This is a genomic window from Erythrobacter sp. LQ02-29 (genome assembly GCF_022576075.2).
Lineage (GTDB): Bacteria > Pseudomonadota > Alphaproteobacteria > Sphingomonadales > Sphingomonadaceae > Alteriqipengyuania.
The window spans coordinates 1,194,765-1,215,445 of sequence record NZ_JANCNT010000001.1 but is presented as its reverse complement, the minus strand read 5'-3'; the positions used below and the strand labels follow the sequence as shown (position 1 = coordinate 1,215,445).

24 protein-coding genes are annotated in these 20,681 nt (G+C 67.1%); 15 read left to right on the top strand and 9 right to left on the bottom strand.

Translation table 11 applies throughout. The features are described 5' to 3' along the window. Positions 1 to 44 precede the first annotated feature (44 nt). Positions 45 to 746 carry a TonB family protein gene (locus tag MKP08_RS06075; protein WP_241555323.1) on the top strand — a complete coding sequence of 234 codons (702 nt, stop codon included), beginning with the start codon at positions 45 to 47 and terminating at the stop codon, positions 744 to 746. On the opposite strand, the gene MKP08_RS06070 is transcribed toward MKP08_RS06075, so the two are convergent. Then, on the bottom strand, positions 743 to 952 hold the full coding sequence (locus MKP08_RS06070) for a hypothetical protein (RefSeq protein ID WP_241555322.1): 210 nt from the start codon (positions 950 to 952) through the stop codon (positions 743 to 745). The two genes, MKP08_RS06075 and MKP08_RS06070, sit on opposite strands and share 4 nt — an antisense overlap. 106 nt (positions 953 to 1,058) lie before the next feature. On the opposite strand from MKP08_RS06070, the gene MKP08_RS06065 reads away from it, so the two are divergent. The 3 genes from MKP08_RS06065 to MKP08_RS06055 are packed head-to-tail and all read left to right on the top strand — an operon-like array spanning position 1,059 to position 4,859. Then, complete coding sequence (locus MKP08_RS06065) at positions 1,059 to 1,397, top strand: DUF3597 family protein (RefSeq protein WP_241555321.1); 339 nt, start codon at positions 1,059 to 1,061, stop codon at positions 1,395 to 1,397. A 36-nt stretch (positions 1,398 to 1,433) separates the two neighbouring features. After that, on the top strand, positions 1,434 to 3,284 hold the full coding sequence (locus MKP08_RS06060) for a DUF885 family protein (protein WP_241555320.1): 1,851 nt from the start codon (positions 1,434 to 1,436) through the stop codon (positions 3,282 to 3,284). Positions 3,285 to 3,305: 21 nt separating this feature from the next. Beyond that, positions 3,306 to 4,859, top strand: a complete 1,554-nt coding sequence (locus MKP08_RS06055) for a hypothetical protein (RefSeq protein ID WP_241555319.1) — start codon at positions 3,306 to 3,308, stop codon at positions 4,857 to 4,859. 14 nt (positions 4,860 to 4,873) lie between these two features. Here the strand turns inward: MKP08_RS06055 and MKP08_RS06050 are convergent, their stop codons facing one another. From MKP08_RS06050 to MKP08_RS06040, 3 genes are all read right to left on the bottom strand, one after another. Beyond that, the gene (locus tag MKP08_RS06050) at positions 4,874 to 5,728 is read right to left on the bottom strand and encodes a glutaminyl-peptide cyclotransferase (protein ID WP_241555318.1); all 855 of its coding nucleotides are present in this window, start codon (positions 5,726 to 5,728) and stop codon (positions 4,874 to 4,876) included. 87 nt (positions 5,729 to 5,815) lie between these two features. After that, positions 5,816 to 6,136 (bottom strand): hypothetical protein, encoded by a 321-nt coding sequence (locus tag MKP08_RS06045; RefSeq protein ID WP_215228976.1) that lies wholly within the window; start codon positions 6,134 to 6,136, stop codon positions 5,816 to 5,818. Positions 6,137 to 6,259: 123 nt separating this feature from the next. Then, a complete protein-coding gene (locus MKP08_RS06040; RefSeq protein ID WP_241555317.1) occupies positions 6,260 to 7,897 on the bottom strand; it encodes a phosphoenolpyruvate carboxykinase in 1,638 nt (545 codons plus the stop codon). A gap of 205 nt (positions 7,898 to 8,102) precedes the next feature. Between MKP08_RS06040 and MKP08_RS06035 the strand changes: the two genes are divergently transcribed. The 8 genes from MKP08_RS06035 to MKP08_RS06000 all read left to right on the top strand — a co-directional run bounded on the left by MKP08_RS06035 (position 8,103) and on the right by MKP08_RS06000 (position 14,112). Continuing rightward, positions 8,103 to 8,867, top strand: coding sequence for a response regulator transcription factor (locus MKP08_RS06035; RefSeq protein WP_241555316.1), 765 nt, complete (start codon positions 8,103 to 8,105; stop codon positions 8,865 to 8,867). Further along, positions 8,860 to 10,449 carry a stimulus-sensing domain-containing protein gene (locus MKP08_RS06030; protein ID WP_241555315.1) on the top strand — a complete coding sequence of 530 codons (1,590 nt, stop codon included), beginning with the start codon at positions 8,860 to 8,862 and terminating at the stop codon, positions 10,447 to 10,449. Before MKP08_RS06035 ends, MKP08_RS06030 begins: the two co-directional genes overlap by 8 nt. Next, positions 10,446 to 10,859 (top strand): HPr kinase/phosphatase C-terminal domain-containing protein, encoded by a 414-nt coding sequence (locus tag MKP08_RS06025; RefSeq protein WP_241555314.1) that lies wholly within the window; start codon positions 10,446 to 10,448, stop codon positions 10,857 to 10,859. Before MKP08_RS06030 ends, MKP08_RS06025 begins: the two co-directional genes overlap by 4 nt. 69 nt (positions 10,860 to 10,928) lie before the next feature. Further along, positions 10,929 to 11,819, top strand: a complete 891-nt coding sequence (rapZ, locus tag MKP08_RS06020) for an RNase adapter RapZ (protein WP_241555313.1) — start codon at positions 10,929 to 10,931, stop codon at positions 11,817 to 11,819. 40 nt (positions 11,820 to 11,859) lie between these two features. Beyond that, positions 11,860 to 12,315 (top strand): PTS sugar transporter subunit IIA, encoded by a 456-nt coding sequence (locus MKP08_RS06015; protein ID WP_241555312.1) that lies wholly within the window; start codon positions 11,860 to 11,862, stop codon positions 12,313 to 12,315. Next, positions 12,312 to 12,590, top strand: coding sequence for an HPr family phosphocarrier protein (locus MKP08_RS06010; RefSeq protein ID WP_241555311.1), 279 nt, complete (start codon positions 12,312 to 12,314; stop codon positions 12,588 to 12,590). Before MKP08_RS06015 ends, MKP08_RS06010 begins: the two co-directional genes overlap by 4 nt. Positions 12,591 to 12,594: 4 nt before the next feature. Beyond that, complete coding sequence (locus MKP08_RS06005; protein ID WP_241555310.1) at positions 12,595 to 13,398, top strand: RNA methyltransferase; 804 nt, start codon at positions 12,595 to 12,597, stop codon at positions 13,396 to 13,398. A gap of 81 nt (positions 13,399 to 13,479) precedes the next feature. Beyond that, positions 13,480 to 14,112: a hypothetical protein gene (locus MKP08_RS06000; RefSeq protein ID WP_241555309.1), complete on the top strand. Its 633-nt coding sequence runs from the start codon at positions 13,480 to 13,482 to the stop codon at positions 14,110 to 14,112. A 76-nt stretch (positions 14,113 to 14,188) separates the two neighbouring features. Here the strand turns inward: MKP08_RS06000 and MKP08_RS05995 are convergent, their stop codons facing one another. Both MKP08_RS05995 and MKP08_RS05990 read right to left on the bottom strand, forming a co-directional pair. Continuing rightward, a complete protein-coding gene (locus MKP08_RS05995) occupies positions 14,189 to 14,653 on the bottom strand; it encodes a hypothetical protein (protein WP_241555308.1) in 465 nt (154 codons plus the stop codon). 90 nt (positions 14,654 to 14,743) lie between these two features. Continuing rightward, positions 14,744 to 15,835 (bottom strand): aldo/keto reductase, encoded by a 1,092-nt coding sequence (locus MKP08_RS05990; protein ID WP_241555307.1) that lies wholly within the window; start codon positions 15,833 to 15,835, stop codon positions 14,744 to 14,746. A 71-nt stretch (positions 15,836 to 15,906) separates the two neighbouring features. On the opposite strand from MKP08_RS05990, the gene MKP08_RS05985 reads away from it, so the two are divergent. Next, positions 15,907 to 16,551, top strand: coding sequence for a TetR/AcrR family transcriptional regulator (locus tag MKP08_RS05985; RefSeq protein WP_241555306.1), 645 nt, complete (start codon positions 15,907 to 15,909; stop codon positions 16,549 to 16,551). Between the two features lie 54 nt (positions 16,552 to 16,605). On the opposite strand, the gene MKP08_RS05980 is transcribed toward MKP08_RS05985, so the two are convergent. Next, positions 16,606 to 16,851, bottom strand: a complete 246-nt coding sequence (locus tag MKP08_RS05980; protein WP_215228988.1) for a helix-turn-helix transcriptional regulator — start codon at positions 16,849 to 16,851, stop codon at positions 16,606 to 16,608. Beyond that, positions 16,851 to 17,312: a hypothetical protein gene (locus MKP08_RS05975; protein ID WP_241555305.1), complete on the bottom strand. Its 462-nt coding sequence runs from the start codon at positions 17,310 to 17,312 to the stop codon at positions 16,851 to 16,853. The genes MKP08_RS05980 and MKP08_RS05975 overlap by 1 nt, the downstream gene beginning before the upstream one ends. Before the next feature lie 200 nt (positions 17,313 to 17,512). On the opposite strand from MKP08_RS05975, the gene MKP08_RS05970 reads away from it, so the two are divergent. Both MKP08_RS05970 and MKP08_RS05965 read left to right on the top strand, forming a co-directional pair. Further along, on the top strand, positions 17,513 to 18,505 hold the full coding sequence (locus MKP08_RS05970) for a hypothetical protein (protein ID WP_241555304.1): 993 nt from the start codon (positions 17,513 to 17,515) through the stop codon (positions 18,503 to 18,505). Then, positions 18,502 to 19,233: an ATP-binding cassette domain-containing protein gene (locus MKP08_RS05965; RefSeq protein WP_241555303.1), complete on the top strand. Its 732-nt coding sequence runs from the start codon at positions 18,502 to 18,504 to the stop codon at positions 19,231 to 19,233. The genes MKP08_RS05970 and MKP08_RS05965 overlap by 4 nt, the downstream gene beginning before the upstream one ends. Positions 19,234 to 19,247: 14 nt before the next feature. Here the strand turns inward: MKP08_RS05965 and MKP08_RS05960 are convergent, their stop codons facing one another. Further along, entirely contained in the window at positions 19,248 to 20,657 is a 1,410-nt protein-coding gene (locus tag MKP08_RS05960; protein ID WP_215228992.1) for a DNA recombination protein RmuC, read from the bottom strand. Positions 20,658 to 20,681: the final 24 nt, after the last annotated feature.

Below are 20,681 nucleotides of genomic sequence, written 5' to 3'. Positions count from 1 at the left end.
AGGAGACGCCGGCTCGAACCGGCGCCGCAAAGAGGAGAGTTGCCATGGCTTACGCACAATCGGGCGATCCCCGCAGCCGCGCGACCGCTGTCGTGGCCGTCGTCGCGGTCCACGCGGGGCTCGGCGCGCTGCTGCTATACGGGTTGGCAGCGAACGGCGTCATCAAGATCGAGGAGCCGAAACTGGTCGGCGGGCAGATTCCCATCGCCCCGCCGCCACCGCCCCCGCCGCCCGATCCCACGCCCACGCAGCAGGTTCAGCCGAAAGACAGTGCGGCCGCGCCCAAGCCATACGCGCCGACCCCCGTCTTCACGTTCGAGCCCGGTCCGACTGTCGACACCACGGATGTGTTTCCGCCCCTGCCCACCAGTTTCCCGACCGCGGGCAGCGGCGGCATGGGCGACACGGGCGCGGGCGAGACGCCGCTACCCACGCCGCAGCCTAGCTTCGACCCGGTCCCGGCGCGCGTCGCCAACGACGCGAGCAGCTGGGTCACCCAGAGCGATTACCGCACGTCGTGGATCACGCGCGAATGGGCGGGCACGGCGAGCTTCCGCCTCAGCATCGGCACCGACGGGAAGGTGAAGCAATGTTCCATCACCCGCTCCACCGGCCACGCCGCGCTGGACGATGCGACCTGCGCGCTGGTCAGCAAACGGGCGAAGTTCAAGCCCGCGACCGGCAGCAGCGGCGCGAAGGTGGCGGGCAGCTACACCGGCTCGGTGCGCTGGCAGATCCCGCGCTAGGGCGCTCCCCGGCCCGGAACGCGATCCACCGGGGCGGCACCGTCCGCCCCGGGCAGGGTCCAGATGGCGATATTGACGACGGCGATCGCCGCGAGGACCAGCATCAGCAGCGCCTGCTTGCGCACCCCGCGCCGCCATAGGACCACCGCGCCCAGGGTCAGGGCGATGGTCGCAAGGACCAGCAGCGAGAGAACGACGGACAGCATTGCCCGCCCATAGGCCGCGTGGGCGCGCCAAGGAACCCGAAAGCCATACCGAGCGCTTCTGTCGGCAAGCGGCGCGTCGTGCGCGCGCCATGACAGGAGCGAGACCATGAGCACTTTCACCGCCATCACCCGGGCGATCTTCGGCGACGACCACACGACCGCGCCCCCTTCGGCCCCGCCGGTGGAGGACCCGCAGCTGATCGATCTGGAAAACCATTTCGATTCGATGCCGGGAGCCGATCACCTCAACTGGCGCACCTCGGTCAGCGACCTGCTCGAATTGCTGGGCGTGGAGCACGATCCCGAAAGCCGCGCCGCGTTGGCGCGCGAACTGGGCGCGACCGAGTGGAGCGGCACACCGGAAGACGATGCCTGGCTGCACGCGCGGCTGATGCGCGGGATCGAACATAACGGCGCGCGGGTCCCGCCCGAATTCACGGAGTGATTTGACAGCTTCCGGGGGCCGGGCCAAACCGCTGGAATGAGCTACAAAACCTTCGACATCTCGCGTCGCCAGATCCTCCACGGGGTCGGCGCGACTTCCGCCCTCGCCCTGTCCGGATGCGCCGCCACCCGGACGGCCCCTTCCACCCGCCCGGTCGCCAAGGCCCCCGACGAGTGGCTCGATCAAATCGCGTACGGCATGTTCGAGCACGAGCCCGAGCGCGCCACCTCGGCGGGCGTCGACACCGGCGAGCACGCCGGTTTGCGCGGGCGGCTGGAGGATCAGTCGGCGCAGGGGCAGCAGAAATACGCGCAATATCTCCGCTGGGTCGTCGACCAGATGGACGGCTATCCGGAAGGGTCGCTGAATGCCGACCAGCTCACCAGTTTCGAGGTCGTGCGCAGCGCCTTTCGCACCGCGATCGACGGGTTCGCCCTGCCCTATGGCGATGTCGCCGTGGGCAGCTGGCGCAACGCACCCTATGTCGTGATCCAGAACGTCGGCAGCTATCTCGACCTGCCGCGCTTCCTCGATACCGACCAGCCGCTGTCGAGCGCGCAGGACGTCGATTTCTACATGTCGCGGCTGAACGCCATTCCCGGCGTGCTGGCGGGCGAGTTGGGCCGTATCCAGTCCGCCCGCGCGATGGGCGTGGTGCCTCCCGACTTCCTGTTGAAGAAGGCGATCGGGCAGATGGAAAGCACGCTCGCCGACGCGCGCGGCGGGACGCTGTTCGTCGCGGCGCTGAAGGAGCGACTTGCCAAGGCCGGGCTTCCCACCGCGCAGGTCGACGCGGCGGAGCGCGCGGTGACCGGGCCGATCGCCGCCGGGCTGGCCGCCCAGCTGGAGGAGCTGCGCGCGCAGGCCGCCATCGCCACGTCAGACCCCGGCATGTGGGCGCGCCCGCGCGGCGAGGAATGGTATCGCTGGGGCCTGCGCGCCAGCACCACCACTCCCCTGACGCCCGACGAGGTGCACGAGCGCGGGCTGGAAGAGCTGGCCGCGCTGCACGCGCGCATGGAGCCGATCCTGCAGGAAATCGGCTATACCACGGGCTCGGTCGGGCAGCGGATGCAGGCGTTGAGCCAGGACCCGCGCTACAAGTTCGCCCCCGGCGATCCGGGGCGCAAGCAGATCCTGGATTTCATCCACGACCGGATCGACTGGATCACCGCGCAGATGCCGCGCGCTTTCGACACGCTGGTCGATCCGCGGCTGGAGGTAAGGCGTCTGCCGCTGGCGGAGGAGCCGGGCGCGCCGGGTGCCTATGGCGGCGCGGGCAGCAAGGACGGCAGCATTCCGGGCCGGATGTGGATCAACCTTCGCACCACCGACCTGCACCGCAAATACGACCTCGCCGACTTGGTCTATCACGAGACGATCCCCGGCCATGTGTGGGAAGGCGAGTTTTCCAACCGGCTGCCACTGATCCGCTCGGTCCTCGCCTTCAACGCCTTCTCCGAAGGGTGGGCGCTCTATGGCGAGCAGCTGGCCGACGAGCTGGGTGCGTACGACGATTTCAAGGTCGGGCGGCTGGGCTATCTCCAGAGCCTGGCCTTTCGCGCCTGCCGTATGGTCGTCGACACCGGGCTCCATCACAAGCGGTGGAGCCGCGCGCAGGCGGTCGATTTCTTCGTGCAGCGCAACGGGTCGAAGCGCGAGGAGGTCGAAAGCGAGGTCGACCGCTATTGCAGCTGGCCCGGCCAGGCCTGCGGCTACAAGGTCGGCCACAGCGAGATCGTGCGTCAGCGCATGCGGGCGAAGGATGCGCTGGGCGCGGCCTACGATCTGAAGGCGTTCGACGATGCGGTGGTGCTGGGCGGCAATTCCCCGCTCGACGTGATGGCGAAGAATGTGGGTCGCTATATCGAGAGGGCACGCGCATAATAGGCTGAGGCAACCGGGGGGATGCGGATGTTTTTCAGGAAGCTGGTTCTGGCGGCGCTGCTCGCCGCGATACCCGCCGGCGCGCAGGCGCACTGGCGCAAGGCGTCGAGCGAGCATTTCGTCATCTACGCCGACGACAGCGAGCGCGATCTGCAACAGTTCGGCGAGACGCTGGAGCGCTATCACGCCGCAATGGCGTACCTTACCAAAAGCGATCAGGCCGCGCCGAGCCCGTCCAACCGGGTCACGATCTACGTGGTCGGCAGCGAGCGCGATGTGCAGAAACTGGCCGGAGGCGATTCGAAATATGTCGGCGGCTTCTACATTCCGCGCGCGGGCGGCTCTCGCGCGTTCGTGCAGAAGATACGGTCAATGGGGCGCGACCCCGATTTTTCCGTAATCATCCTGCTGCACGAATACGCCCACCACTTCTTGATGAGCAGTTCGCGTTTCGCCCTGCCGCGCTGGATGAACGAAGGCGCGGCGGAGTTCTACGCCTCGGCGGACTTCCCCCGCGACGGCAGCGTGAATATCGGCAAGCCTGCACAGCATCGCGGCCCCGAGCTCTATCGGGCGCGGGAAGTGTCGATCGAGGAACTGTTCGATCCCGAACTCTACGAGAAGAAGCGCAAGAAGGGCTACGACGCGTTCTACGGTCGCAGCTGGCTGCTCTATCACTACCTGACCTTCAACGAGGAGCGGCGCGGACAGTTCGCCGCTTATCTGACCGCGCTCCTCGACGGCAAGGCACCGCTCGAAGCGGCGCGCGCGGGCTTCGGCGACCTCGACCAGCTGGAGGACGAACTCGACGACTATCTCGGTTCGTCCAAGATGATGCAGATCTCCCTCCCAGCGGAGTGGCTGAAAATCCGGCCCGTGACGGTCAGCGAACTGAGCGAGGGGATGGACGAGATGATCGAGGTCCAGATGCGCTCGCAGCGCGGCGTCAATCGCGAACAGGCGCTTGCCATCGTCGAGGACGCTCGCAGGATCGCGGCGAAATACCCGGACGATCCCAGCGTCCTGGCGGAGCTGGCGGAGGCGGAATACGACGCGGGCAACCCCGATGCGGCGATCGCTGCTGCGGACCGGGCGATCGCACTCGATCCCGCGCTGACCAATCCCTACGTCCAGAAGGGATATGCCCTGTTCGCCGAGGCGAGCGAAGCGGGCGCGGATGCGGACTGGGCCGCCGCGCTCAAACCGTGGACCGCGCTTAACCAGCTGGAGAACGACCATCCGCTGCCGCTGATCTATTTCTATCGCATCGCGCAGATGCGCGGCGGCGAGGTGCCGGAACTGGCCCGAGGCGCGCTGGAATGGGCATCGCAGCTCGCACCGTTCGACCTTGGCCTTACCTTCCAGACCGCTCTCATGCAGGCGGGCGAAGGCAAGATCGCGCTCGCGCAGGCGAACCTGCTCTCGGTCGCTTCCAACCCGCATGGCGGGGGACTGGCGGAAAAGGCCAGGCAATTGCATGAGGCGCTTGCCGGGTTCGAGGAGGGAACGCCGGTCGGTCCTGCCGATCTGCCGACATTGGTTTCCCCGCCGGAGGGCGATGATCCGGAGAGCTAGGTTCGGCGATCGGCCTACTGAACCATTTGATCGCTGGGCACGAGGGTTATCTCGAACAGACTGGGCCAGCGCTTGCCCGTCACGAACAGGCGCTTGCCTGTCGGGTCCCATGCGATGCCGTTGAGCACGGCGTTCGGGTCGCTCGCCGCGACCTGCTGCACGATCCCACGCAGATCGTACAGCTGACGCACCTTGCCCGTGGCGGGCTCGATCGCGACGATGAAGGGGCTCATCCAGACATTGGCCAGGATCATGCCGTCCACCGTCTCCAGCTCGTTCAACTGGCGCAGGGGGCGGCCGTTGAGAGTGACGGGGATGTCGCGCTTCCACGCATAGGTGTTCGGATCGAGCACATGCAGGTTCGCGCTTCCGTCGGAGGCGATCAGCTCGTCGCCCAGCGTGGTGAGGCCCCAGCCTTCGTACGGATAGCCTTCCTGCGAGCGGACCGGCTTCAATCCGTCCATCTTCCAGCGATGGATGATGCCGTCCTTCCAGGTCAGGCTGACGAGCTCCTTGCCCACCAGCGCCATCCCTTCGCCGAATTCGCCCGAGGGGATCGGCTTTTCGGCCAGCACTTTGCCGCTTGTCAGGTCGACCTTGCGGATTTTCGATTCGCCGATCTGGCCCGTGCTTTCGTAAAGCGCGCCGTCATGCCACAGCAGCCCTTGCGTGAACGCGTTCGGATCGTGCGGATAGGTCGCGACCACCTGCGCTTCCAGCACCTGTGGACGATCGACCGTCGCCACCGGGGCGGGCGTTTCGGTAGCGGCAGCCTCTTGCGCGGCAGCTTGGCTCGGTTGCTGGGCGGTGCATGCCGCCGCAGCGGCGAGTGCGAATAGGAGCGAAAGCGGCGCGGCGAAGCGGGTCATGGGCGCGCAATATCACGCGCGCGAGATGAGCGCAGCATGAAAGGCCCGCACGCAGTGCGCGCGGGCCAGGCAGTCAGATTGCGCGGGTCATTTCTTCCCGAACAGGCCGCTGGCGAAATTCGCGACATCGTCGAACGGATTACCGTCGTTGTCCTGGTCGAGCATGGAAGCGAACTTGGCGAGCGAGCCTTCGCCACCGATCTGATCGCGAATCTGGCTGAGGATATCGGCGTCGATGCCGGTCTTGTCCGCCGCCGTCCGGATGGTGTCGCCATCCTGGTGATGCGCCTCGGCAAGGGCGGCGATCGCCTTCTCGGCGGTTTCGGGTTCGATGCCGAGTTTGTCGGCCATGTTCTTGACCGTGGGGTGGTTGCGGGCTGCGCCCATGACCTGATCGAAAAGGCCCATCGTCTCGTTCTCCTGTGGTCGGACGGCGACGGGCCGTCCATCCCTCCAGATACGATTGGCCCCCGCTCCGGTTTCCCGGGCGGGGGCTCTCCTCTCCAACTCGTGGCCGGGTGGCGAAGCGGGTCAGGCCGCCTGCGGGGCGGCGTTGCGCACGCCCTCGTCCACATGCGCTTCGAACTCGGCAAAATTATCCACGAACAGCTGCACCAGCTTTTGCGCGGTGCGATCGTATTCCTCGGCATCGGCCCAAGTGCTGCGCGGATCGAGGATGGTCTGATCGATCCCCTTATCCGCCAGCGCAGGCACGGAAACCGGCACATCGAACCCGAAATTCGGGTCCTTGCGATATTCGACAGCGTCCAGATCGCCGTCGAGCGCAGCGTTCAGAAGCGCGCGCGTGGCCTTGATCGGCATGCGGCTGCCGGTGCCGTATTTGCCCCCGGTCCAGCCGGTGTTGAGCAGCCAGCACTGCACTTCGCCCTTCGCGATCCGCTCCTTCAGCAGATTGCCGTACACGCTGGGATGGCGCGGCATGAAGGGTGCGCCGAAGCAGGTGGAGAAAGTCGCCTCGGGCTCGGTCACGCCGATTTCCGTCCCCGCGACCTTCGCGGTGTAGCCCGACAGGAAGTGATACATCGCCTGATCGGGGGTCAGCCGCGCGATCGGGGGCAGCACACCGAAGGCATCGGCGGTCAGCATCACCACATTGCTCGGCACGGGCCCCATATTGTCCGCGCTGGTATTGGGAATGAACTCGAGCGGATAGGCACCGCGCGTGTTCTCCGCCAAGGAGTTGTCGTCGAGATCGAGCTCGCCGTCTGCGTCCATCACCACGTTTTCCAGCACCGTGCCCGGCATCTTGGTGGTGGCGAAGATTTCCGGCTCCGCCGCGGGATCGAGGCGGATCATCTTGGCGTAGCAGCCGCCTTCGAAATTGAAGACCGCGGTGTCTGACCAGCCATGTTCGTCGTCGCCAATCAGCGTGCGGCTGGCATCGGCGGACAGCGTGGTCTTGCCGGTGCCCGACAGGCCGAAGAATACCGCCGTCTTGCCGTCCGGCCCGATATTGGCGCTGCAATGCATGGGCATCACGCCCTTGGGCGGCAGCAGGTAGTTGAGGATGCCGAAGACGCTCTTCTTCATCTCGCCCGCATAGCGCGTGCCGCCGATCAGGATCAGCTTCTCCGACAGGTTGACCGCGATCACCGTCTCGCTGCGGGACCCGTGCCGTTCGGGATCGGCGCGGAAGCTCGGCAGGTCGATGATGGTGTATTCGGGTGCGAAGCCTTCCAGCTCTTCCGCCGTCGGCCGACACAGCAGGGTGCGGATGAACAGGTTGTGCCAGGCGAGTTCGTTCACCACCCGCACCTTAACCCGGTGTTCGCGCTGCGAACCGCCGAACAGGTCGGCGACGTATAGCTTATCCTTGTCCGCGAGGGCGGCGAGGAAATCCTCCTTCAGCGCGGCGAAGTGTTCGGGCGCCATCGGCTTGTTGACCTTGCCCCACCACACCGTGTCCTCGGTCTCGCCGTCGCGCACGATGAACTTGTCGTTCGCGCTGCGACCGGTGTGCTTCCCGGTTTCGACCACCAGCGCGCCGTGCTTCGACAGGCGACCTTCGTTGTCGGCCACCGCCCGCTCCACCAGTTCGGCGGTGCCGAGATTGGCGCGGACTTCCGCATCGGTCCGAATGCCCTGGTCGGCGAGCGAGTGCGACAAGCCATTGATCACGTGAACGAAATCTCCTCCGGGACGCTGCATCGAACGAATCGCGGCGCGCCTCCGGCGTGGTTATGCATAGGTATGCGCGACCGCATAGTGCGGGCTGGCGATCCCGTCAAACGGCTTGCGCACGAAGCGCGACGAAAAGATGCCCTGCGGCGCGGGTTTGTGCCGCGCTCTCGCATTGTGTCGGCCTGCACATCCGTTTACGCCGGATCGCGAGCAAAGGTGCGGAAAGGCGATCATGACGAGCGAGGTGCGGACGAGCGACACGGGTGAAGCGCCCGCCCCGCGCAGGGGGCGGCGCGAGATCGCGCTGGTCGACGACGATCGCAACATCCTGACCACCGTTTCGATCGCGCTGCAGGCGGAAGGTTTCGCCACGCGGGTCTATTCCGACGGCGAAGGCGCGCTCAAGGCGTTGCTGGAAAGCCCGCCCGACCTCGCCGTTTTCGACATCAAGATGCCGCGCATGGACGGGATGGAGCTGCTGCGCCGCCTGCGCGCCGAATCCGACCTGCCGGTGATCTTCCTGACCAGCAAGGACGACGAGCGCGACGAGGAAGCCGGGTTCGAAATGGGCGCGGACGACTATATCGCCAAGCCGTTCAGCCTGCGCCTGCTGCTCGCCCGCATTCGCGCGATCCTGCGCCGCAGCGGGCTGGAGGAGGATGGCGTCGAAGGCGAGGAAGCGGGTCCGCCGCGCGAACCGTTCTCGCGCGGGCGGCTGACCATGGATCCCGCGCGCCACAAGGTCGCGTGGGAGGACCGCCCGGTGGCGCTGACCGTGACCGAGTTCCTGCTGCTGGAGGCGCTGGCGCTGCGCCCCGGCATCATCAAGAGCCGCAACCAGCTGATGGATGCGGCCTATCCCGACGACATCTTCGTCGACGATCGCACGGTCGACAGCCACATCAAGCGCATCCGGCGCAAGTTCCGCCAGATCGACCGCGAATTTTCCGCGATCGAGACGCTCTACGGCGCGGGGTACAGTTTCTCCGATGGCTGACGCGCCGACGGTTCGGGACCGGCTGGTCCGGCCGCTCGCCCGTATCCGCCCGCTGGAACGGCTCTCGCTCACCGCTCGCATCCTGGCGGTGAACATCCTGCCGCTGGCGTTGCTGGGCGGCGGCATCTTCTACCTCGATTCCTACCGGGCGCAGCTGCTCGACGAGCGTTACAAGCTCGCCCGGATCGAGGCGCAGATCACCGCCGAGGCGCTGGCGGGTGCGAGCCGCGAGCGGCAGGACGCGCTGCTGATCCAGATCGGCAAGGAACAGAAGATGCGCCTGCGCCTGTTCGATCCGAAGGGGCGGCTAATCGCCGACAGCTTCAAGCTGGACGAGCCCGGCTTCACGCTCGACAATCCGGACGACGATCCCTTCTCCCTGCGCTTCGCACGGCTGCTCGACCAGGTGGTCGACACGCTCGTCAGCGCACAACCCGTGCCGCGCTATATCGAGCCGGAGGCGCAAACCGCCGATGCGTGGCCCGAACTGGTTCGCGCGCGCGAACAGCGGCTTTCGCAGATCGAGCTGCGCCAGGCACGCGACCGCACCCCGGTCATCACCGCCGCCGCGCCGGTGGGGCTGCAGGGCGCGACGCTGCTCACCACCCGCAACGCAGTGGACATTACGGAGGCGGTGCGCGCCGCGCGCAGTACGCTGGGCTTCGGCGTGCTGCTGGCGCTGTTCGCATCGATCATGCTGTCGCTGTTCATGGCGCGGACGATCGTCCAGCCGCTGCAGACGCTGGCCAAGGCGGCGCAGCGGGTGCGGCTGGGGCGCGAACGCGAGGTGGAGGTCCCGCGCTTGCCCGACCGCCCGGACGAGATCGGCGTCCTCGCACGCGCAGTATCCGACATGACGCATGCGCTGCGCCAGCGGATCGATGCGGTCGAACATTTTGCCGCCGATGTCGCGCACGAGATCAAGAACCCGCTCGCGTCCCTGCGCAGCGCGGTCGAATCGCTCGGCACCGTGAACGATCCGGACCTGCGCGCCCAATTGCTGGAGATCGCGACGCACGACGTGCGCCGGATCGATCGCCTGGTCACCGAGATTTCCGAGGCCAGCCGCATCGATGCCGAGCTGTCGCGCGCCACCTTCGAACCGATCGACCTCGCTGCCCTGGCTGCCAATATCGCCATCTCGCGCGAAGGACGGGGCCTCAATCGCGGTCACGAGATCACGATCGAACGGCCGGAGCGCACTGTGGCGGTCATGGGCGTGCCGCTGCGGCTGGAGCGGGTGATCGACAATCTGATCGACAACGCGGTGTCCTTCTCCCCCCCCGGTGCGCCGGTCGAGCTGACCGTGCGCGAGAGCGGGAGGACCGCCGACCTCGTGATCTGCGACCGGGGGCCGGGCATCCCTGAAGACGCACGGGCCAAGGTTTTCGAACGGTTTCATTCGGACCGGCCGGAGGCGGAGGATTTCGGCAATCACAGCGGCCTTGGCCTCGCCATCGCGCGCACCATCGTCGAAGCGCATGGCGGGACGCTGAGCGTGGAGGACCGCGCCGATGGCGGATACGGGGCGTGCCTGGTCGTCCGCCTGCCCGCCGCCCGCTCCGACGAGAACGAGCCGTGACGCGATTCCAGGCGAGCTGCGTGGCGGTAGGCGGACGCGGTCTGCTGATCGCCGGGCCGCCGGGCAGCGGCAAGAGCACGCTGGCGCTGAAGCTGATCGACCGCGGGGCAGTGCTGGTGGGGGACGACGGCGTGGAACTGGCACGCGAGGGCACGCGCCTGATCGCGCATCCGGTCGCCGCTACGGTCGGGCTGATAGAGGTACGCAATGTCGGGATCCATACCCTGCCCGCGTCCCCCGCCGCCGTCGCCCTGCTGCTGCGACTGACCGGGGAGGCTCCGCGCTATGTCGAGGCGGCGGACAGGGAGGAACTGGCCGGGGCGGCGATTCCCGTGCTCGCCTTCGATCCGGGCATTCCAGCAACGGCGATCCGCGCCGAAATCGCCCTGCGGCGTTACGGACTTGCGTGACCCCTTCCCAGCAAGCGGCAAATCGGCGATGAACCGCGCCATGGTGCCCCGCGATTCCCGCCCCGCCCGATGACCGGGCAACGGCAGCATATCCTGCTCGTCACCGGCGTTTCCGGCGCGGGCAAGACCACCGCTCTTCATGTGCTGGAGGATCTGGGGTGGGAAGCGGTCGACAATTTCCCTATCCGCCTGCTCGAATCCTTCGTCAGCGAGGCAGCCGGCGATCCCGGCCCGCTGGCGATCGGGTTCGACGCCCGGACGCGCGGTTTCGTACCGGCCGAAATCATCGAACTGGTCGGGCGTCTAGCACAGCGCGAAGACCTCTCGATCGCCACCCTGTTTCTCGATTGCGGGAGCGGCGAACTGGAACGCCGCTACAACGAGACGCGGCGCCGCCACCCCCTGTCCGAAAGCCGGGCCGCGCTCGACGGTATCCGCGCGGAACGCGAATTGATGGAACCGCTGCGCAGCTGGGCCGACATGGTAATCGACACCACCACGCTGTCGAGCAACGAGCTGCAGCAGTTCGTCCGGCAGCGGTTCGAGGATGTCGCCCCCGACGCCCTGACTGTGACGGTCAGCAGTTTCGGCTTCGCCCGCGGCATGCCGCCCCTGGCCGATCTCGTCTTCGACATGCGCTATCTCGACAATCCGCACTGGGCGGAGGGCCTGCGTGAACAGACCGGCAGGGACGAGGCAGTGGGCGAATATATCGAGCGCGACGGAGCCTTCGCCGAAACCTTTCCCCGCATGCGCGACCTCGTGATCGACCTGCTCCCGCGCTATCGCAAGCAGGGCAAGGCCTATGTCCACGTCGCCTTCGGTTGTACCGGAGGGAGACATCGTTCGGTCTATACCGCCGAACGCATGGCGCAGGCCTTGCGCGAGGGGGGAATTTCGCCCACTGTCATTCACCGCAACCTGGCGTCGCGCACCGCGGACCGGATCGAAAGCCAGTAAGGCCGGGAACCACAAGCGGGACAGCGCCGGGCACGACGTGATGTTAGAAGAATTCACCCCTCCCCTTATCGGACTCGTCCTCGTCACCCACGGCCGGCTGGCCGAGGAATTCGTGGCCGCGATGGAACACGTGGTCGGGCCGCAGGCCGCCGTCCGGACCGTGTGCATCGGCCCGAACGACGATGCGGAGGAGCGTCGCCGCGAAATCGCGGACGCGGTCGCCGCCGTCGATAGCGGTCAGGGCGCCATCCTGCTGACCGACCTGTTCGGCGGTACGCCGTCCAACCTCGCCATCTCGCTGCTCGACGCCGGGCGGATAGAGGTGATCGCCGGGATCAACCTGCCTATGCTGATCCGCCTCGCCGGAGTGCGCAAGACCATGGATGTGCGCGCTGCGGCCACCGCGGCGCAGGAGGCCGGGCGCAATTACATAACGGTCGCGTCCGAATTTCTCGGTCATGGCGATGTGGCGCATGCGGAGAAGAAGGCGTCGTGAGCGAGCATCGGCGCACCGTTACGATCGTCAACCAGCGCGGCCTGCATGCGCGGGCGAGCGCGAAGTTCGTCTCCGCCGTCTCCGAGCTGCCCGACGGGTGCGAAGTGACGGTGGCGAAGGACGGATCGGAGGCCGCGGGTGGCTCCATCCTCGGCCTGATGATGCTGGGCGCGGCGAAGGGCGACACGATCGAGATCATGGTCGGCGGCACGGGTGACGAGACGGTGCTGAACGGGCTCTGCCAGCTGGTCGAAAACGGCTTCGGCGAGGAATAGCGCCATGGCGCGCCGCCGGATCACCGGCTTCTCCAATCCGACGGTAAAAGCGCTGCGCGCCCTGCGCGAAAAGAAGCATCGCCGCCGCGAGCGCCGCTTCCTGGCGGAGGGGCTGCGCCTGCTTACCGATGCGCGCGAGAACGGCCGGATTCCCGAAACGCTGGTGATGGCAGAGGGGCGCGATCCGCACCCGCTGGTCGAGGCGCTCGAACAGGCGGTCACGCGCGTGGGGGGGGAGGTGATCGAGGTGCCGGTGGAGATCCTCGCCAAGATCACCGGCAAGGACAATCCGCAGGCGGTGGTGGGCGCCTTCGCCGAATGGGATACCACCCTCGCCGCGCTCGATCGCTCCGCCGCGCCGATCTGGCTGGTGGCGCAGGCCCTGCGCGATCCGGGCAATCTGGGCACGATGCTGCGCACCGGGGATGCGGTCGGCGCGGGCGGGCTGATCCTGATCGACGACTGCGCCGATCCCTTCAGCGTGGAGGCGGTTCGCGCCAGCATGGGGGCCGTCTTCACGCAGGCGATCGTCCAGACGCGCTGGGAGGGGTTCCTGCCATGGCTGCGCAACGGCCCCGGCCAGCTGGTCGCCGCATCGCTTCGGGACGCGGTGCCCTATCGCAGCGCACCGTACGAAGCGCCCTGCTTCGTGATGGTCGGCAACGAATCGCAAGGGCTGCCGGAGGATTACGAGGCCGCGTGCGACCTGCGTGTCACCATGCCGATGCGCGGGCGCGCCGACAGCCTCAACGCCGCAGTCGCCGCCGCGGTGCTGGCCTACGAAGTGCTCGCCAGCCTCGAGATCTGACCCGCGCCCCGCCCGCTGCCTGAACGGGACGCGGCGGAGGCATTCACGGGCGATGCAGCGTTCGCGTCCTAGTTTCCCGCCATGCGCCGATACCTCTCTCTCCTCGCCATTCCCGCCCTGCTCGCCTCGGGCGTCGCGATCGCGCAGTCGGCTTCCGACTGGGAGATCGGCCCGGTGGTGCGCGGGCGCAACTACTCGCCCGGCATGCCCGGCCAACTGAGCGCGGGCCGGGACGGACCGCAGTTCACCTTCCCCACCGGCGCGCGAGAGGGCAGCGTGCATTACGTCACCCTGCCGGTCCGCTCGCTGGCCGGCGCAAAGGAACTCCGCCTGCGCTATCGCATCGACGCCGGCCCCGGCACACGCTTCATCGCCGCTGAGAACCCGAAGGCGCAGGCCGCGATCACGCTCTATTTCCAGCGCCGCGGCGACAACTGGAGCGGCCGGGGCCGGTTCGAGGCGTATCGCTGGTACGCCGCGCCCGCCACCATGATGCCGCTGTCGCCCGGCACGCACGAGATCGCGGTGCCGCTCGATCGCAGCTGGGGCGCGGTGATGCACACCACCGCGCGCAACGATCCGGCTGCGTTCCAAGAGGCGCTGGACGATGCGGGACGCGTCGGCTTCGTCTTCGGATCGGCGGGCGGGCGCGGCCACGGGGTGTACGCCACCGGCCCGGCGCGCTTCACCGTGCTGGATTTCGACATCCGGTAGGAACTTCGCGCCCGGCGAGAGCGGGCAAGCGGCGGAGGATGGAACGCCGACCGGGGGTCTTTGCAAAACTCGCGGCTCAGCATCCGGGAGGCCCATCGGAAGCGCCGGGCTCGTTCGCGTCGATCCGGCGCAACAGGCGCAAAAGCGCGGAATTGTCGGCCTTGCGCCGCAGCGCGGTCATCCGGCCGCGATGGATGACCGGCTGGACCAGGCCGGTCTCGATCCGACGGATCAGCTGCGGAACTGTCACCTTCCGCCAATCGGTTCGCGGCGCGTGGCGGCGACCGGTTCCGGGCGGCGTCAGGACGCTGTCCCAGGCATGGGCGAAGCTTTCCGCCCCCTCCCGCGCGCGCAGCCGATAGGCGCTGTGACGGCTCATCCCCACGCAGCGCGCCGCCGCGCCGACCGAGCCGGTGAGATAGAGTTGCGCCAGAAATGCGCACTGCCGCTCGATACTCCACCCGTCGCGCCGCGCGCGCAGCGGCACGGGATGGAAGAACGGCGGCCTGCGGCGGCAGCGATGGGCGAGGCGCTTTGGCATTGCGCAGGGTAAGACAGGTTGAGCGCGTGTAGGAAAGCGGGTGCGAAACCGCCGTATCGGCCAAGCTGGATAAGGAACGCGACAGGGTCCTCAGCGCGTTCCGGCCGAGTCGTCCCAACCGCTCACCGCATGTCCGCCATGCACCATGCGCCGCGTATCGCGGGAAGTGAGCGAAGCGGTGAACCCGGGCGTCGGGGCGCTAGCGTCATCGAGCCGCTTGAGCTGATCCGGGCTGAGGTCGAGTTCGGTGGCCGCGACATTGCTTTCGAGCTGCGACACCTTGCTCGCGCCGACCAGGGTAGAAGTGACGCCGGGCTGCGCCAACGTCCATGCGAGCGCAACCTGAGCAACCGGGCGTTCGATTTCCCGGGCAATGCTCTCGGCGGCGCTGAGAATATCCCAGTTGCGATCCGTGAACTTGCTGTCGCCGAACGGGTTGGCACCGCTCAGCCGTCCGGTGTCGGACGTGTCGTCGCGCTGATACTTCCCGGTCAGAAAGCCGCCCGCCAGCGGGCTCCAGGGCATGATGCCCATGCCCCCGTCGCGCGCCGCCGGGAAATGTTCGGCTTCGACATCGCGCGCGACCAGAGAATATTCGAGCTGCATTGCGATCGGCCCCGGAACGCCCCGCTCCGCCGCAATCGTGGCGGCCTTGCTACCGACCCATGCCGGCATGTCGGAGAAGCCGTAATACCGGATCTTGCCTGAGCGGACGAGGTCGCCGAGCGTCTGGACGATTTCCCCGATCGGGGTGACGCCGTCCCAGATGTGCATCCAGTAAAGGTCGATGTAATCCGTCCCGAGGCGCTTCAGCGATCCTTCCAGGGCACGATGGATGTTCTTCGCACCCGATCCACCCGCGTTCGGATTGCCCGCACTCGATTGGTTCGCGGTGAGCGGATTGGCCGATCCGTTGAAGCCGAACTTGGTGGCGAGCACGATTTCGTCTCGCAGGCCTGCTTCTGCTATGAACTTGCCGACCAGTTGCTCGCTCTGGCCTCCGGAATAGATGTCCGCCGTATCGACGAAATTGCCTCCGGCCTCGCGATACGCGTCGAAGATGGCACGAGAGGACGCTTCGTTCGCCCCCCATTCACCGGGTCCGAAGGTCATGGTGCCCAACGCGAGGGGGCTGACGACGAGGCCGGAGCGGCCGAGTGTACGGAAATCGGTCAAAGACATGGAAAAACCTTTATAATGATCGTTACAGAACTATCTGTGTCCCTGGTAGGCCGATGTCAATGGATATTGTAGTGAACGATACGGAAGTAGCAGACGATCGGGTTTCGGATGTTCGGCGCAAGAGCGGCCGACCGCTGTCGTTCGATCGCGACGCCGCCCTCGAAAAGGCTATGCTGGCATTCTGGCAGTATGGTTACGAAACGACCTCCATCAGCGACCTGACACGCACGATGGGAATAAGCGCACCGAGCCTCTACGCCGCTTTCCGGGACAAGAAGCACCTCTTCCTCGAGGCGGTCCGGCTGTATGCTGGCGACACGCAAGAGGTTCGCGCGGCGATCGATGCCGCACCCAGCGCCTATGAAGCGGCACTCTCGGTTCTGGCCAATTCGGTCGATACCTTCACCGGTGCGGACACGCCCCCCGGCTGTCTACTAGCGAGTTCCACCGCCAGCGGATCCGCCGCGTCGGCCGACGTTCGTGCCGCTGTCGCTCAATATCGCCGCCAATTGCGTGACGCCCTCCAGACACGTGTCGAGCGCGACATTTCAGACGGTACATTGCCACGCGATACGGACGCCGCCGCTTTGGCAAATATGGTGGTCGCATTGATTCAGGGGCTGTCCGTCATGGCCCGTGATGGTGTCGATCGCGCTTCGCTCACATGCGTTGTCCACGCAGCCATGAAAGCCTGGCCTACCCGTGAGAAAAGCTGACCGGACCGACTAAGGGCTTCATAGCCAGCGCGCCGATGCCCTCATGGCTCGGCATCAGGAACTTTCGCCGGGCCGATCCGCCGCCATATCGGCAGGGTCCTTCGCATAGCCCAATAGATCGCCCGGCTCGCAGTCCAGGGCGAAGCATAGCCGCGCCAGGGTCGAGAAGCGTATGCCCCGGACCTTGCCCGAGCGGAACAGGGAAAGCTGGGTCTCGCTCAGCCCGACTGTCTCCGCCACCTCCTTGCCCAGCAGGCCGCGGTCCTTGAGAAGGCGGTCGAGCGTGATGGTGATCGGCATCAAAGGATACCCTCGATTTCCGCGCGGGCTACGGCGGCGTCACGCAGGGGTCGGGCCATCACGAACAGCAGGAGCCCCAGGCACCCCAGCGTGATCGAAGGCACGTCGAACCACGCCCACGCGCCCCAGCTGACGGTCAGCGCCTTCAGCAACAGGGGCTGCACGAAGACGAAGGCAATGCCCCCCAGGAACAGCCACAGGCCCAGGTTCTGCATCAGATTGCCGAGAGCGACCTCTATTCGCTGCCCCCTCTCGATCGAACGGAACGCCCGCTCCACCATCCAGATCGCCGCGACGTAACACAAGGAGGGTATCAGACCCGCCGCCTGCCGGATTTGCGCATCCTGCCCGCCATGGTCGCTGAGCAATCCAGTGCTGTTCAGCGCCAGTCCGCTGATCGTGCAAACCAGAACTGCGATCGTGGCGAAGCGCGCGTTGCGGGCTGTGGTGAAGCGGTTCACTTTGTCCTCTTTTTAATTTAAGTCTGAGTTAAACCTTCCACACAATTTAAGCAACAATTAAATTTGCCGCAGGGTCGTTGGCGGTCGCGTCCATCCGGCGATGGAGGGTTGCGAGGCCGGATCCGGCGGCTCCGCTTCGGTAGAAAGAGCGCCCGAAGTTAGCGGTTGCCCCCACTCGGTGCTGCGGCGAAAGAGGTTACATGTCGCTGGGCAGGCTTTTCCGATACGATGTCAGGATCGCCGCGAATGCGACAAGGGCGATCCTCACACGATGGCGCGATGCGCTGACGATCGTGGTCGCGGCGGCGGTCGGGTTCGCCATCCTGCGCGGCTGGATCGGGTCTCGCCCACCGCAGGTCGCCTTCCGGATTGCAGCCGCTTCGGCTGCGCTCGCCGGGCTCCTAGTTGGAAGCACCATCGCGCGCCGATTGGCGTTCCACGCGTTCGACGGCCCCATGCCGTCCCGCGCGCTGATGCGGGGGGACGCGCTTCGCTACACGCTGGGCTGGCACGCGATCGCCGCCTTCGTCGCGCTCGCGGTCGCGCTCGTCATCCGCTCTGTGCTCATCGGCGGAGCGCTGATGGGGTACGGTGCCGGTGCGGCGGGCGCATACGCGTTGGCGGCGCTCACGCCATTCGGCCCGGCGTACCGGACGGGCAACCTGCGCCGGTGGGTGCTGAACGAAGCGGGGCGTCCGCGCTTCGGCATGATCTGCGCCGCGCTGCTGACCGTTGCGATGCTGGCCGCGAGCCGCCTCGTGTCCAACGACACCGTGGCCGGGATTGCTATCTGCGGATCGATCGTTTGCATGCTTCCTATGACGGCGGTCGATGCCGAACTGGTACGGTTCCGCACGATCGTCGGCCATGGGTCGGGTGCCATCGTCGCCGATCGCTGCACGGCCATCGCATGGTTCGCAGGGATCGCCGTACCGGCCTGCCTGGCCCTGGTGGAGCCCGTCGCGGCCGGCATCGTTGCAGCGATCTGCGGGGGTTTCGCACTGGTGGCGACGATCCGGATCATGGCCTACCGCCTCTATCGCAGGAAGCAGGCCGACCTGCTGGTGTCCGTCATGCTGGGCGTGCTAGCCATCTCCGCCCTGTCGGTCCCGCCGCTCAGCCCGGCATTGGCGGCGGCGATGCTGTGGTATCTGCATCGCCGGGCGCGCCAGGCGTGTTGGTTGCTGACATGACCGCGGCGGTGGCGCTCAGCAATGCGGCGGTGAAGCGCGGCGGGGCGCTCGTCACGCACGAGATCGCGCTGTCCGTTTCGCCCGGCTCCTGGTTCGGCCTGATCGGCGCGAACGGCTCGGGCAAAACCAGCCTTTTGCGGGCGCTGGGCGGCCGGCTGCCCTTCGCAGGCGGATCGTGCCTGCTGGACGGACTTGAAGTGGCGGGCGACCGCGCGGGGCGTGCCCGCCATTTCGGCTTCGCCCCACCGCCGGACACGCTGCCCGACATGCTGCGGGTGCGCGAGGTCCTCGAGCTGGTGAGCGGGTCGGGGGAAGCGTATCGCGCGCGCCTGGAACCGCTGTGGCAGGCGCTGGGGCTCGACGGGTTGATGGAACGGTGGATCGGCGAATGCTCCGCCGGAATGCGCCAGCGGGCGGCCATCGCGACCGCTTTTGCCGGGGAGCATGCCGCGGTGATCCTGGACGAGCCGTTCAACTGGCTGGACCCGGTCGCCGCCTTCGACCTGCGCCGGGCCTTGCGCGCGATGGTGGACGATGGACTGACCCTGATCACCGCGCTGCACGATCTGGGCACGCTGGCGGCCGCGTGCGACACCGGGGTGATGCTGGCGGACGGGCGGTGCGCGATGGAGCTCTCGCGCGAGATGCTGGCGGCGGCGCGGCGCGATCCGCTCGCGTTCGAAAGCGCGACGATCGATCGGCTGAGATCGCGAACCGCCGGGCGGTAGGGCTTCGCGCGGCTCTACTCCGCCGCCTCACGCTCCTCGCCGGTGCCGTCCTCGATCGCGGCGGCATCTTCGTTGTTATAGCGCGGGCTCGCCTCGACCTTGGGCACGTCCTCGATCTCGCGCTTGCCGATCTCGATGCCCTTGTCTGCCAGCCGACGCCCGGCGGACAGGACGTTGCGTTCGAAGCTGCCGACGAACTTGTTGTAATTGTTGACCGCGGTTTCCAGCCCGCCGCCCACGCGCTTCATATGCTCGGCGGCGATGGCGAGCCGGTCGTAAAGCTCCGCGCCCGCCTTGCCGATCTCCATCGCCTCGTTAGCGATGGTGTCCTGCCGCCATACCTGCGCCACGGTGCGCGCGATCGCGACGAGGTTGGTCGGCGTCGCCAGCAGCACCTTGTTGCGGAAGGCGAAGTCCCACAATTCCGGATCGTGTTCGAGCGCGGCGGCGACGAAATGCTCGCCCGGCACGAACATCACGACATAGTCGGGCGTGTCGTCGAACTGACTCTGATAGCTCTTGGAGCCGAGCGTCTGGACATGGCCGCGCATCGATTTGGCGTGGAGCCCCAGCTGCCGTGCCCGCTCCTCCTCGTCGTCCGCCTCGAACGCGGCCTGATAGGCGTTCAGCGACACCTTGGCATCGATCACCAGCCGTTTCTGCCCCGGCACGTTGACGATCGCGTCGGGCCTCAGCCGGCCCTCGTCGGTCGAGACCGAGTGTTCGAGGATGAAGTCGGTGTGTTCGGACAGGCCGCATTGTTCCAGCACGTTCTGCAGCGCCCGCTCGCCCCAGCGGCCGCGGGCCTTAGGCGCGTTGGTGAGCGAATTGCCCAGCCGCTGCGCCTCGCGCCGGACATCTTCCTGCCCACGCCGCATCTCGGTGATCTGCTCGTAGAGGCGCGAGAAGGCGTCGCCGCGCTTTTCCTCCAGCTCGGCGACCTGGCGTTCGTATTTCGCCAGCCGTTCGCCGACCGGTTGCAGCAGCGCGCGGATCTTCTCCTCGCTGGTCTTCTCCGAATGGCCGAAGCGCTCGCTCGCCCGCTCCAGAAACCGCTCCTGCGCCGCGCCCAGCACCTTCGCCCCGGTGTTCTCGAACTCCTTAAGCAGGTTCGCGCGGCTCTCCTCCAGCAAGCGCTTCTGTTCGTCGAACGCGGCGCGCTCGGCCCGCAGGGTGGAGAGCTGCTCGCGCGCATCGTCCAGCTGGCGCTCCAGCCCGTCGACCCGCCCGGCCCGCTCGCGCGCGGCCTCCAGATCGGCGAAGGTGCGCAGATATTTCGCGTCGAGCTCCTTCGCCTCCGCATCGCGCGCCGCATGCCGCGCGCGCCACTCCGCCGCGGGGCGCGAGCCGAAGAACCAGCCCGCCGCGCCCCCGATGCCGAGGCCGATGACGAGCGCGATGATGGTGATGAGGGTCGGGTCCATGCGCGGAACATAGCTTGAACGAAC

Coding starts and splice junctions, on each gene's coding strand:
- MKP08_RS05990 (WP_241555307.1), bottom strand. CDS start 15,835: ATGTCTTTGACCGATTTCCGTACACTCGGCCGCTCCGGCCTCGTCGTC.
- MKP08_RS06065 (WP_241555321.1), top strand. CDS start 1,059: ATGAGCACTTTCACCGCCATCACCCGGGCGATCTTCGGCGACGACCAC.
- MKP08_RS06040 (WP_241555317.1), bottom strand. CDS start 7,897: ATGCAGCGTCCCGGAGGAGATTTCGTTCACGTGATCAATGGCTTGTCG.
- MKP08_RS06075 (WP_241555323.1), top strand. CDS start 45: ATGGCTTACGCACAATCGGGCGATCCCCGCAGCCGCGCGACCGCTGTC.
- MKP08_RS06070 (WP_241555322.1), bottom strand. CDS start 952: ATGCTGTCCGTCGTTCTCTCGCTGCTGGTCCTTGCGACCATCGCCCTG.
- MKP08_RS06060 (WP_241555320.1), top strand. CDS start 1,434: ATGAGCTACAAAACCTTCGACATCTCGCGTCGCCAGATCCTCCACGGG.
- MKP08_RS06015 (WP_241555312.1), top strand. CDS start 11,860: ATGTTAGAAGAATTCACCCCTCCCCTTATCGGACTCGTCCTCGTCACC.
- MKP08_RS06000 (WP_241555309.1), top strand. CDS start 13,480: ATGCGCCGATACCTCTCTCTCCTCGCCATTCCCGCCCTGCTCGCCTCG.
- MKP08_RS06005 (WP_241555310.1), top strand. CDS start 12,595: ATGGCGCGCCGCCGGATCACCGGCTTCTCCAATCCGACGGTAAAAGCG.
- MKP08_RS05965 (WP_241555303.1), top strand. CDS start 18,502: ATGACCGCGGCGGTGGCGCTCAGCAATGCGGCGGTGAAGCGCGGCGGG.
- MKP08_RS06050 (WP_241555318.1), bottom strand. CDS start 5,728: ATGACCCGCTTCGCCGCGCCGCTTTCGCTCCTATTCGCACTCGCCGCT.
- MKP08_RS05970 (WP_241555304.1), top strand. CDS start 17,513: ATGTCGCTGGGCAGGCTTTTCCGATACGATGTCAGGATCGCCGCGAAT.
- MKP08_RS05995 (WP_241555308.1), bottom strand. CDS start 14,653: ATGCCAAAGCGCCTCGCCCATCGCTGCCGCCGCAGGCCGCCGTTCTTC.
- MKP08_RS06055 (WP_241555319.1), top strand. CDS start 3,306: ATGCGGATGTTTTTCAGGAAGCTGGTTCTGGCGGCGCTGCTCGCCGCG.
- MKP08_RS06030 (WP_241555315.1), top strand. CDS start 8,860: ATGGCTGACGCGCCGACGGTTCGGGACCGGCTGGTCCGGCCGCTCGCC.
- MKP08_RS05960 (WP_215228992.1), bottom strand. CDS start 20,657: ATGGACCCGACCCTCATCACCATCATCGCGCTCGTCATCGGCCTCGGC.
- MKP08_RS06035 (WP_241555316.1), top strand. CDS start 8,103: ATGACGAGCGAGGTGCGGACGAGCGACACGGGTGAAGCGCCCGCCCCG.
- MKP08_RS05980 (WP_215228988.1), bottom strand. CDS start 16,851: ATGCCGATCACCATCACGCTCGACCGCCTTCTCAAGGACCGCGGCCTG.
- MKP08_RS06045 (WP_215228976.1), bottom strand. CDS start 6,136: ATGGGCCTTTTCGATCAGGTCATGGGCGCAGCCCGCAACCACCCCACG.
- rapZ (WP_241555313.1), top strand. CDS start 10,929: ATGACCGGGCAACGGCAGCATATCCTGCTCGTCACCGGCGTTTCCGGC.